The organism is Microcoleus sp. AT8-A3 (genome assembly GCF_036705675.1).
Lineage (GTDB): Bacteria > Cyanobacteriota > Cyanobacteriia > Cyanobacteriales > Microcoleaceae > Microcoleus.
This window is the reverse complement of record NZ_JAUBVD010000102.1, coordinates 1-11,842: the sequence shown is the minus strand read 5'-3', so window position 1 is coordinate 11,842 and position 11,842 is coordinate 1. Positions and strand designations below refer to the sequence as shown.

Genomic DNA, 11,842 nt, shown 5'->3' with positions numbered 1-11,842 from the left:
TTTGCCCAAAAATAGCTCAAAACCTCTGCCCTAGTATTTTTGGGTATTTATACTCATTGCAAAAGTGACACGCTCCCCTTCACAACAGAGGTGCCAGACAGACATGGAAAACCCAAAATAGTATCTGTAAGAAAAATTTCTCAGATACCAATTATACGCCATATCAAAGTCAAAGACACCTCATCACCCGATGACCCCACCCTAGCCAAATACTGGGAACAACGGCGAACCTCCACCGGAAAAATTCGATGGGATAAAAAGTCCAAATACTTTAAAGTCGCTGAAAACCAGAAATGGAAATGCCCAGTATGTGGCGAAAATCTGTTCAACGGAGAAGAACTACATCTTCATCACATAACGAAAGTTAAAGATGGAGGTACAGAAGATGAGGTCAATCTCGTCCATGTACACAAAGCCTGTCATATACACATACACACAGGTAAGCAATCTGGAAAGCCATAGGCTTGAGCCGTATGATGCGTAAGTATCAAGTACGGTTCTTAGGGGAGGGGGATATGGTGACATATGCCTCCTTACCCGACATCCTTGCCATCATCCACGTCTTTAGCAGCCGACTCTATGGTTTGCGAAAATACAAATCTGCTATCAAAGAAGATTCGAGTTTACCCGGAAACCAAGCTAGCAGCGAAGTGGAGGAGTTGGATTGCAGCAAGTAGATGGTGTTACAATCAAGCAATTGCTATCCTGAAAGATGAAAAAATTGGTAAGTATGGCTTAAGGAAGAAAATAATGGACTCAGCCCCTAGTTGGGTGTCTGAACAACCTTACAATCCGCGTCAAATGGCAGTGTTCCAAGCTTTTGAAGCACACAAAGCAGCTAAAAAGACAAAAGGAACGGCAAAATTTAGAAGCCGTTTCGACGCATCTGAGACTATCCGATTTCAAACGTCCAATTGGAAACTAGGAACTTTTTACCCACTTTCTACTAAGGAACTAACATTCAAGTCATCGGAGCCCATTATCGAGGTAATTCAGCACGAACCGACACTTAGCTTGATTAACAGGAAATGGTTTATTTGCTATGCAATTGATGTACCAAAAATCAAGCCAATTGAGAGCGATTTAGTTATTGCTTTAGATCCGGGTGTCAGAACTTTTCTTACTGGTTTTGATGGTAGTGACTTCATCGAAATAGGAAAAAACGATATCGGTCGTATCTATCGCCTAGCAAGGCATCTAGACAAATTAATGTCCCGTATTGGAGTAAGTAAAGGGAGAGAGTTCAAGCGACTAAGGTATTGCCTGCGAAAATCAGCAGCCCCAATCAGGAGCAAGATTAAAAACTTGGTCAATGAACTACACAAGAAAGCTGCAAAATATTTGACAAGCAAGTACAAGTTAATTTTCTTGCCAACCTTTGAGACACAACAAATGGTCAAAAAAGGCAAACGCAGGTTGGCGACTAAAACGGCTAGAGCGATGGTTACGTTGAGCCATTATCGCTTTAAACAAACGTTGAAGCATCAAGCTACCAAGCATGGTGGTGTTGTAGTAGACGTGACAGAAGAGTACACATCGAAAATCTGTTCCAAATGTGGACACGTTCATTCTAAATTAGGCGGGTCTAAAATATTTAAATGTCCAAAGTGCGGACACACTCTGGACAGGGACAAAAATGGCGCTTTCAATATTTTATTGAAAGCTTTGAGAGATACCTCCTTGATAGGAGAGCTTGCTGCTTTTTCTATCTTGCCATACACGGTGATTCCTGGCTTAGTTCGGGATTTACCGGGTTAAATGTATCTGGTAAAGCTGATGGGCTGCAATATAAGTCCCGACAACTTCCGGGACTAAGTAGCGGAGGTCGAGCCTTTCGGCGCAGCAGCGGCGGATGTGGCTCGACGAAATCTCGATCGCACGCATGGACAGCACTTCCCAGCGAATTTCCACGTCCACAAGAGCCATTTGTTCGGCAACTCGTCGGCCCACAGCAGTCGCCTGAACCTGCATCCTGTCTCCCCCGGAATCGAGGGGTTTTCCACCCGGATAATCTCCCCACTCGGACAGTCCCCCACTCTCCTTGCTTTCTGCTGTCACTCGATCTCCGTGAGTCGGACGTGGGGCCACCAACCAGTCGCACAACCGGGCAATTTCGGCGCACCGGTGCCATTTGGGAAGAGTAAGGAGTGCGTCACTACCAATAATCCAGTACCAGCGATGATCGCCGGGATACAATTTTTGCAAATACAGCAGGGTGTCGATCGCAAAACAACTGCCTCTGGGATTGGCCGACCGCGGCGAAATTACGAAGTCTGGCCGATCGGCGATCGCCAGAGCAAGCATTTCCCGCCGCTGCTCAAAACTTGCCAAATCCGGGCGCTCTTTGTGAGGAGGAGAGCGATCCGGTACCCAAATGACTCGATCGAGAGCAAATTGACTCGCAGCCGTTTCGGCTACCAACACGTGACCCCAGTGAACCGGGTCAAAAGTCCCCCCCAAAACCGCTATTTTCCCCATATTTCCCCCAAATCAGGATTAATACAGACATCGCGCCAATTTTCTGTTTATACGCTTTTAACCATAAGCTCGTTTATGAGAAAACCCTCGCTTTACATCGGCGACAAACCCCTAGACGACCCTAGTTTCGACGATCGTCCTGGACGCTGAAACCGGTTTTTTCAACCCCCTTAATTCGTCCAAACCTTCAATAAGACTTAAAAAACCCGCTTCTGAGCGTCGGAGTGGTTTCGGGACTGGATGATTAACCTTGCCAATATTAATCCCAACTTGTTTCTCGTTTTGCGATCGACCGCCTGAGCATTCGTTTGTGGGCTACCGAAAAAGTTTTGACGGTAGATATACTTAGCGCACTGGTAAAAATTTTAAGGACTGCCAAGAGCGTCGATCGGCTTCTCGATCAAAACCAATGATTTGGTTTGATCTATGGCTTTGCGACTATTTCGACAAACTGCATAACTTGTATATATACAATAAAGTCAGAATATATACTATAGCTGCGATCGTGTCAATCTCTCACTTTCAAGAAAAAATGACCGTAGGAGTAGATAAATGACTACAAAATGAGCGAAATTTTGTTGTTCGTGGTAGTGTTTGTAAATCCTTATGGGTTTTACCCTCAATCTTGGTAGAAAGGTTGTGGGGCTTTTGCTGCCGTATCCCAGCACAGCAGGCGGATAGAAATAGAAAGAATGCAGGAGTATGCAACCACCCAAAATTAGTCTATTGGCCCCGACCCCAGACCCCGTTTTCTGTTACCTGCAATTTTCGAGCTGTGACTGTTCCGGAAAACTACTCGGTACTAAGTCATATAGGATACAAGACAAACATCTCTACAAGTCCCTCAAATCTAGGGACACGCAGAGAATTTTGTACAAAATCTCTAGCGAACTGTATCCTGAAAAAACAATTCTTGATATGATATCGCGTGTTATTGGCGTGGTGTGGTGTGTGAGGAGCAAAGATGCCGAGTTCTGTTGATTTTAGCGGTAGACCATTTCATTTCATCGGCATTGGTGGGATTGGGATGTCAGCCCTTGCCTACATTCTAGCTAAACGCAAGTTGCCTGTGTACGGCTCGGACATTAAATCGAGTCACATAACCGAGCGCTTGCAAGGAATGGGAGCTCATATTTTTTGGAGTCAAGACGCCAGCAATTTTGAATTATTTGAAACGGCCCTTAACGGTAGCAGTCCCGACTGCGGGCAACAGGAAAGAGCAGTATCCTCGATAGTCGCGGGTACGGTAGGAACTTCTGTCGCGACAGCCGAAGCTGTCCAATTTAACGGCAACGGTTCAAGCGCCCAAGCAATTCCGGGATTGCCTCAAGTAGTATGTTCGACGGCTATTCACCCAGCCAATGCCGAATATCGAGCTGCTTTAGATTTGGGCTGTCCGATTTTTCATCGATCGGATGTGTTGGCAGCGTTAATTCAAGATTACCAAAGCATAGCCGTAGCCGGGACTCACGGCAAAACTACTACTAGCAGCTTAATCGGCTTCATGCTGATGGCTGCGGGTCTAGACCCGACGATCGTAGTAGGAGGCGAGGTAAATGCTTGGGAAGGCAATGCCCGTTTGGGGGAAGGCCCCTACTTAGTGGCCGAGGCTGATGAATCCGACGGTTCTCTCGTTAAGCTAGTAGCCAAAATTGGCATAGTAACGAACGTGGAACTGGATCATCCAGACCATTACGATACCCTTGACCAGGTAATAGACACATTTAAGGTGTTTGCCCAAAACTGTCAAACCTTGGTGGGCTGCATTGACGACCAAATCGTCAAAGATTCCCTTCAGCCTAATGTCAGTTATAGCTTGCAGCCGGACAGCGGTGCTGACTACACGGCATCGGGCGTGGAGTACGGGGCCGAAAGTACCAAGGCCCGAATTTGGGAGCGAGGAGCTTTCCTGGGGGAAATGGAGTTGAAGTTGCTGGGTACACACAATCTCAGCAATGCACTAGCTGCGGTAGCAGTAGGCCGATTGTTGGGGTTAGAGTTTTCGGCGATTGCCAAAGCGATTGCTGGCTTTGAAGGAGCTCGTCGCCGTTTTGAGGTGCGGGGTTTTCACAATGACATCCTGTTTGTGGACGACTACGCTCACCATCCTAGCGAAATTCGTGTCACCTTGGCGGCCGCTCGCTTGCGTATCGAAGGTAGCGAAAAAAATCCCAAATCCCGAAGAGTGGTTGCAATTTTTCAACCCCACCGTTACAGCCGGACTCTGACATTTTTGCCAGAATTTGCTCAATCTTTTGGGGATGCTGATTTGGTTGTGGCTTGCGATATTTATAGTGCTGGGGAACCAAATTTAGGAGAGATTAGCGGGCAGCAGGTTGCTGATTTGATTGCTAAAGAAGGCCGAGAGGTTGAGTTTGCGCCTTCCCTAGAGTCAGTCACTCAGTTTTTAACCCAAAATCTGCAACCGGGGGATTTGGCTCTGTTTTTGGGCGCTGGTAATCTGAATCAGATTATTCCAGAGGTTATGGCTTTTTATCAAGAAGCCGATCGCCCCGATTAGCTCGCGAACAGAGTAGAGTCGATCGACATTATGGCGTTGCACTTTGTGTCGAAACTTCTGTCGGACGGCTCGCTCAAAGGGGCGACATAAGTTAGCTAAATGGATTTTCAACCCTGTCTTCGAGCGAAGGTATTTTTAAGGATTTTCAAGATGGTGACTATCTCGAATGACTCCTCTGTTAAGGACAATCGGCGAGTGTATTCTCCTATTTCTTTGCGGGGAACTGATTGCAAGATTAACTCCCAAGTTTCGCTGGCGGGCCTGACTTCCTTCCGAGTCGGTGGCCCTGCCGAGTGGTATGTTGCTCCCCGCAGTATGGAGGCTTTGCAAGCGAGTTTTGCTTGGGCACACGATGAAGGGGTGCCTGTGACTCTGCTGGGTGCGGGTTCTAATTTGTTGGTGAGCGATCGGGGTTTGTCCGGTTTGGTCGTCGGCACTCGCTACCTCAAACAGGTGAATTTTAACCCAGAAACAGGTCAAGTTACGGCGGGGGCGGGGGAGTCAATTCCCCGCCTTGCTTGGTTGGCGGCTAAACGGGGCTGGAAAGGTCTAGAATGGGCAGTCGGCATACCGGGTACCGTGGGAGGGGCTGTGGTGATGAATGCAGGCGCTCACAGAGGCTGTACTGCTGATATTCTAGTCAATGCTCGCGTCCTATCCCCCGGTGGTAAGGTGGAAATTCTGACTCCCCAAGAGTTGGAGTACCGCTACCGGACTTCGGTGCTGCAAGGGGGCGATCGGCTAGTAACAGAAGCGACTTTTCAGTTACAGCCGGGATTCGACCGATCGCAAGTAATGGCAGAAACTAATGACCATTTCAGCCAGCGGCGGACAACTCAACCTTACCACTTACCGAGCTGTGGCTCAGTCTTCCGTAACCCTGGCCCCAAGACGGCAGGTTGGTTCATCGAACAAGCGGGACTGAAGGGATATCAGATCGGCGGTGCACAAGTAGCTCAGCGCCATGCTAATTTTATTCTTAACTGCGGGTCGGCAACGGCCAATGATATTTTTCAAGTGATCCGCCACGTTCAACAGCAAGTCGAGCAGCGGTGGTCGCTGTTGTTGGAGCCAGAAGTTAGAATACTGGGAGAGTTTCCCTTCTAAGGCATCATTGAAGTAATACGGAAACGGCAGACTGCCAGCCCACACACCATCACAAAGTAGTTGTCAAGAACCTCAGCCCTGACGGCATGAGGCTTGAAAGAGAAATCTAACAAGCCATCTTGACCCGCCTAAGTCTTAACTGACTACGTTTTTTGAGTCACGACACCGGGCGAATGCGAAGCTAGTTCCCTGCTCTGTCGCTAGTAGTTAAACAGTTCTCAGGTAACAGGAACAGTGCTCCTAGCCCGCGCAAGCTCAGAAAACATTGGCAAAGCTAACTTTACCCCAGAAATGGGAGATTGAGGACAACCATATCCTCACGGGGGGCAACTACCCCCCTACCCCGCAAGGGGATTAAAATTAAATGTAAAGCCGTCCTGTAAGGACGGGGTTTCAGACCAGAGGAATTTTGATGACAAAATCAGGACAAGGATTTGGCTTCGGCCTGGGCAAAATGAAAGAACTGACTGAAGCTTTCAAAAAAGCTCAGCAGGTTCAAGAAGGAGCTAAAAAGCTCCAAGAAGAGTTGGATGTCATGGAAATTGAGGGAACTGCCGGCGGTGGCTTGGTCAAGGTTTTTCTCAGCGGCAACCAAGAACCCCGCCGCGTGGAAATCTCACCGGATGCCCTCGGTGAAGGTGCTGATGTGGTTTCTGAACTCGTCACGGTGGCGATGCAGGATGCTTACGCTAAGTCTACGATGACGATGCGGGAGAAAATGGAAGAACTCACCGGTGGACTAAATCTCCCCGGTTTCGGTTAGTCATTAGTCATCAGTCAATTGTTGACTGATTAAACTTTCTGGAAAACCGCTACAGTAAGGTGCGTCGCTGCTCCATGTTTGATGGAACTTGCAGATTGACTCTGAAAGCGACGCACCCTACAAATTAGCGATGGTAAGGTGCGTCGCTGCTCCATGTTTGATGGAACTTGCAGATTGACTCTGAAAGCGACGCACCCTACAAATTAGCGATGGTAAGGTGCGTCGCGGCTCCATGTTTGATGGAACAACTTGCAGATTGACTCTGAAAGCGACGCACCCTACAAATTAGCTACAAATTAGCACTGTTGACGGTTGACTGACTAATAACTAATAACTCATAACTAATCACTACTAACTAATGACTAAATTATTATTTGTCTGCCTCGGAAATATCTGCCGATCGCCCTCAGCAGAAAATATTATGAATCACTTAATCGAACAAGCTGGTTTGAGCGATCGCATCACCTGCGATTCGGCTGGAACTGCTAGCTATCACATTGGCAGCCCCCCTGACAGGCGGATGGCATTGGCGGCGAAGAAGCGAGACATTGAATTGCTAGGCGAAGCCCGCCAATTTACCAGGAAAGATTTTGAAAATTTTGATTTGATTCTGGCTATGGATCGGGACAATTATCGCAATATTCTTGCCTTGGATGCGGCTGGAAAGTATAAAGATAAAGTGCGACTGATGTGCGATTTTTGCCAGAAATACGACCTTAAAGAAGTGCCAGATCCTTACTACGGTGGCCCGGAGGGATTCGATCGAGTAATTGATTTGCTGCACGATGCTGCCGAGGGTTTGTTGGAGTACGTTATCAATCAGGAAAAATTAACAATTACCAATTAACAGTTACCAATTACCAATTACCGACTAAATGGTGTTCCATCGCAAAGCGAACGAGTTCTGCACGGTTGTTGCTGTCAGTTTTTCTGAACAAGCTGCTGACGTGCTTTTCGACAGTTCGAGGGCTGAGGTGGAGTGTGGAGCCTATTTGAATATTAGAAAGACCTTCTGTCAGCAAATCTAGCACTTGTCGCTCTCGCTGAGTCAAAGTCGGAGCATTTTGGCTGGGAGATGCCCGTGAAGCGGAGCTATCTCGTAGGGAATCGCCTGTGTTTGACTTTTGAGTTAAAAAATCTGCTTCTGGCTTGTCATTGGCTCTGCTGCGTGCCTCTGTTGGCATTGGTTCGGGTTCCGGGGAACGAGAGGGGGCCTGAGCGATTAGAGCGTAGCGATCGAGCAAAGAGCGAATTACCGCCCCCAATTCTTGGAGTTCAAAAGGCTTAGCCAGATAATTGTCACACCCCATCTGATAGCCGCGAATCCGTTCCTCCGTGCTCGTGCGTTCGGTCAAAAAAATCACCGGCAGCAAGCGGAAAGCGGGACGAGTCCGAACTCGCCGTACAAATTCGTAGCCATCCATTTCGGGCATTGTAATGTCGGTAACAATCAAGTGGGGCCCAAATTCATCTACCAAGCCTAAAGCTTCTTTGCCGTTCTCAGCAGCGATTACAGAGTATCCGGTAATTTCTAGATAATCGGTAATCGACAAGCGAGTCGCGAAATCGTCGTCAGCAACCAGAATCGTTAATGGCATGGGGGAATTAAAAATTAAACATTAAAAGTGAAATTAGTCACTTTTAATGTTTAATTCTACTGTTTAATTCTCTTGATAGCTTGCAGTTAAAGTAGCCGGTTGTCCTAATTTGCCCTCCAAAGCTACGCCGCGCCCGTTGGCTGCCAAATGTCGCAGAGTTTTATAAATTGTCTCGATTTGCTCTGGTTTCCCTGCTTTTTTGGCTATTTCTGCTACAGACAGAGGTTTTTGGGCGTCTTTGAGCACTTGCAGTACCCGTTGCTGCAAATCCAATACAGCAGCGGCCGCTTTTTTGCCTGCTTCAACCCCTGGCTGGTGATAGGCATTGACATTCACCAAGGAACCGTAAAAACCTACTGCTCTTTCGTAGAGGGCGATTAATGCTCCTACTGTCTCCGGGTTGACTTGGGGAATTGTGACAGTAATGGAATCTCGGTGATTTTCGTACAAAGCTTGTCGAGTTCCCTGCAACAAACCCGACAAATAATCTCCTGAAGTGACGCCGGTTTCTACTTCTGGGGAAATGCCTTGCCTGTCTTGCAAAACTTCGATAAATGTTAGGAAGAAATTCGGCACGCCGTCTCGCAGTTGCTGGACGTAGGCGTGTTGGTCTGTGGTGCCTTTGTTGCCGTAAACTGCGATTCCTTGATGAACTGTGTTGCCGTCTAAATCTTCCTGTTTGCCGATCGATTCCATGACTAATTGCTGCAAGTAGCGGCTGAACAATAGCAGTGAATCTTTATACGGCAAAACTACCATATCTTTTTCGCCACGTCCGTTGCCAGCAAAATACCAGGACATTGCTAACAAGGCGGCGGGATTATGTTTGATTTCGGTGGTTCTGGTAGCTTCGTCCATGACTTTAGCGCCGTCGAGCATCGCCCGAATGTCGATGCCTTGCAAAGCTGCGGGCAAAAGTCCGACTGCTGACAATTCGGAAGTGCGTCCTCCCACCCAATCTGCCATTGGAAAAGTGGTAATCCAGCCTTCGGATTTGGCTAATTTGTCGAGTTGGCTGTCAACTCCGGTGATGGCAATTGCTTGTTTGGCAAAATCGAGTTTTTCGGCTGCGAAGACTTTTTGAACTTCGATCATCCCGTTGCGCGGTTCGGGGGTGCCGCCGGATTTGGAGATAGTAATTACTAGGGTGCTGGCGAGTTTGTCTTTGATTTTGTTGAGGACTCGATCGATCCCAGCCGGATCTGTGTTGTCGATAAAATGTATTGCTAGGGGCGGAATGTCTGGGGATAAAGCTTCGGCGACAAATTGGGGGCCGAGGGCCGAGCCGCCGATGCCGATCGAAATTATGTCGGTAAATTGCGGAGCAAAGGGCGGTTTAATATCGCGGTTTTGAACTTTCTTGACAAATGCTTCGACTTGTGATATTCCTTCGACTATTTCTTGTTTTAATTCTGGAGTGGGAGCTAAATCGGGGTTTCGCAGCCAGTAGTGGCCCACCATGCGGTGTTCGTCGGGATTGGCGATCGCACCTGCTTCTAAAGCTGCCATGTCTTTGAAAGCTTTGTCAAATTTGGGCTTCAGTGCTGCTGCGAAAGCGTCGTCGAATCCCATGCGGCTGATATCGAGGTAAAGTCCCAATCCCTCGTGATAGTAAAGCCAGTCTTGATAGCGTTGCCAGAGTGCTGCGGCGTCCATAGGAATTCTCTACAATTTTTTTAATGTTCGATCGGCGTCGTCAGGAATCAACCAATTGTAGTTTAAAACGATCTGATGTACGGCTTTTGCAGAATCCCAATAAATTTAAGCATTAATCGTCTGAAGGCAGCCGGAGCCGAAGGCAGTCAGAGCATTCGGCAGAATTAAACAATAAAAATATGACTTGGGCAACAGTCTTAGTAGGTAGATATCTCATTAATGGTCACACCCCATAGATAGATGGAAGCGGCACAGAAATTTAACTGTGGTCGGCGTTGGCGTTTGAGTCATGGTTTCACAATGTTCAAATTCGGGCGATCGGGTTCTGTAAAATAGGTATTGCGGTCAGGTTAAATATACTTTTAGCTGTCACTCAATAATCGGCTAAAAATATAATTAACAACTGTCAACTATCGGAAGTGTAGTATAATATACAGATATTAGAATTAAAGTGCGATCGACTATGCTTGCTCTATCTCCCGAATTAAAAGAAAGGTTAGCAACTCCGCTCAAAATCGGCGATTTTGAAGTTAAAAGCCGCGTCTTGCAATCGCCATTATCCGGCGTTACCGATTTGGTATTTCGCCGCCTGGTGCGCCGCTACGCGCCGGATTCGATGATGTACACGGAAATGGTGAACGCTACGGGTTTGCACTACGTGAAGCAACTGCCGAGAATTATGGAAGTTGACCCGAACGAGCGCCCGATTAGCATTCAATTGTTTGACTGCCGGCCGGATTTCTTGGCAGAAGCGGCCCAGAAAGCAGTGGCAGAAGGAGCGGATACTGTTGATATTAATATGGGCTGTCCGGTTAACAAAATTACTAAAAACGGCGGCGGTTCTTCCCTGCTGCGAGATCCGGAAACAGCCGAGGCAATTGTGCGGGCAGTTGTGGAAGCGGTAGATGTTCCTGTCACGGTTAAAACTAGGATTGGTTGGACTGACAAAGAAATTAATATTTTGGAATTTGCGAAGCGGATGGAAGATGCGGGTGCAAAAATGATTACCGTGCACGGCCGCACTCGATCGCAAGGTTACACCGGCCCGGCAAAATGGGAGTGGATTCGCCGAGTGAAAGAAGTTTTATCGATTCCAGTTATTGCTAACGGGGATATTTTTTCAGTGGAAGCAGCGATGCGATGTCTGGAAGAAACCGGCGCCGATGGAGTGATGTGTTCGCGGGGAACTTTGGGCTATCCTTTTTTGGTGGGAGAAGTTGATTATTTCTTGAAAACTGGTGTGGAAAAGATACCTCCGACACCAATTGAACGCCTCGAATGTGCTAAGGAACATTTGCGGGCTTTGTGGGAATATAAAGGTGAAAGCGGTGTCTGCCAAGCGCGCAAGCACTTAACCTGGTATGCTAAGGGTTTCCCCGGCGCTGGGGAATTGCGGGGCGTGTTGGCTGTGGTAGAAACGGTTGAACAAGGTTGCGATTCGATCGATCGCGCGATCGATCAATTGCCCGCAAGTTGAAATAAACTTAGATATTGCACCATTTTTAATAAGCCTTTCACGGGCGGGCAGGATGCCCAACCCCTACTCCCCACACTAAAATCTAATCTTTGTGGAACAGGCATCTTGCCTGTTCTTGAAAATGGTGCAAGCTGAAATAAACAAAACCCACCTCTGCGGGCTAAGATTTAACTAATGCGAATGGGAAGTCCCGCGCTCTACCGAAGGTGAGCGTCGGGATGAAAATGAGTCAGAAAATAAAT

Annotated in this window: 10 protein-coding genes and 1 pseudogene; 8 read left to right on the top strand and 3 right to left on the bottom strand. The window is 47.6% G+C overall.

What is annotated here, in order from left to right; translation table 11 throughout:
- Positions 1–90: 90 nt before the first annotated feature.
- From QUB51_RS30540 to QUB51_RS29340, 3 genes and pseudogenes are all read left to right on the top strand, one after another.
- The gene (locus QUB51_RS30540) at positions 91–462 is read left to right on the top strand and encodes an HNH endonuclease (RefSeq protein WP_445299464.1); all 372 of its coding nucleotides are present in this window, start codon (positions 91–93) and stop codon (positions 460–462) included.
- Positions 463–539: 77 nt separating this feature from the next.
- Positions 540–641, top strand: a pseudogene (locus QUB51_RS29350) (IS607 family transposase); the annotation flags it as partial.
- Between the two features lie 22 nt (positions 642–663).
- On the top strand, positions 664–1,758 hold the full coding sequence (locus tag QUB51_RS29340) for a transposase (protein WP_333208728.1): 1,095 nt from the start codon (positions 664–666) through the stop codon (positions 1,756–1,758).
- On the opposite strand, the gene nadD is transcribed toward QUB51_RS29340, so the two are convergent.
- Positions 1,747–2,478 carry a nicotinate (nicotinamide) nucleotide adenylyltransferase gene (nadD, locus tag QUB51_RS29335; protein ID WP_333057141.1) on the bottom strand — a complete coding sequence of 244 codons (732 nt, stop codon included), beginning with the start codon at positions 2,476–2,478 and terminating at the stop codon, positions 1,747–1,749. The genes QUB51_RS29340 and nadD overlap by 12 nt on opposite strands.
- A gap of 964 nt (positions 2,479–3,442) precedes the next feature.
- Between nadD and murC the strand changes: the two genes are divergently transcribed.
- The 4 genes from murC (at position 3,443) to QUB51_RS29315 (ending at position 7,716) form a co-directional block, all read left to right on the top strand.
- Positions 3,443–4,999 carry a UDP-N-acetylmuramate--L-alanine ligase gene (murC, locus tag QUB51_RS29330; RefSeq protein ID WP_333057142.1) on the top strand — a complete coding sequence of 519 codons (1,557 nt, stop codon included), beginning with the start codon at positions 3,443–3,445 and terminating at the stop codon, positions 4,997–4,999.
- Between the two features lie 150 nt (positions 5,000–5,149).
- Entirely contained in the window at positions 5,150–6,106 is a 957-nt protein-coding gene (gene murB, locus QUB51_RS29325; protein ID WP_333057143.1) for a UDP-N-acetylmuramate dehydrogenase, read from the top strand.
- Between the two features lie 412 nt (positions 6,107–6,518).
- A complete protein-coding gene (locus QUB51_RS29320) occupies positions 6,519–6,869 on the top strand; it encodes a YbaB/EbfC family nucleoid-associated protein (protein ID WP_006634273.1) in 351 nt (116 codons plus the stop codon).
- A 358-nt stretch (positions 6,870–7,227) separates the two neighbouring features.
- Entirely contained in the window at positions 7,228–7,716 is a 489-nt protein-coding gene (locus QUB51_RS29315) for a low molecular weight protein-tyrosine-phosphatase (protein ID WP_333208657.1), read from the top strand.
- Between the two features lie 10 nt (positions 7,717–7,726).
- On the opposite strand, the gene QUB51_RS29310 is transcribed toward QUB51_RS29315, so the two are convergent.
- Positions 7,727–8,467 (bottom strand): response regulator transcription factor, encoded by a 741-nt coding sequence (locus QUB51_RS29310; protein ID WP_333057147.1) that lies wholly within the window; start codon positions 8,465–8,467, stop codon positions 7,727–7,729.
- A gap of 63 nt (positions 8,468–8,530) precedes the next feature.
- Positions 8,531–10,123, bottom strand: a complete 1,593-nt coding sequence (locus tag QUB51_RS29305; RefSeq protein WP_333057148.1) for a glucose-6-phosphate isomerase — start codon at positions 10,121–10,123, stop codon at positions 8,531–8,533.
- A gap of 463 nt (positions 10,124–10,586) precedes the next feature.
- Between QUB51_RS29305 and dusB the strand changes: the two genes are divergently transcribed.
- A complete protein-coding gene (dusB, locus tag QUB51_RS29300; protein ID WP_333057150.1) occupies positions 10,587–11,600 on the top strand; it encodes a tRNA dihydrouridine synthase DusB in 1,014 nt (337 codons plus the stop codon).
- The last annotated feature ends 242 nt before the right edge of the window (positions 11,601–11,842 follow it).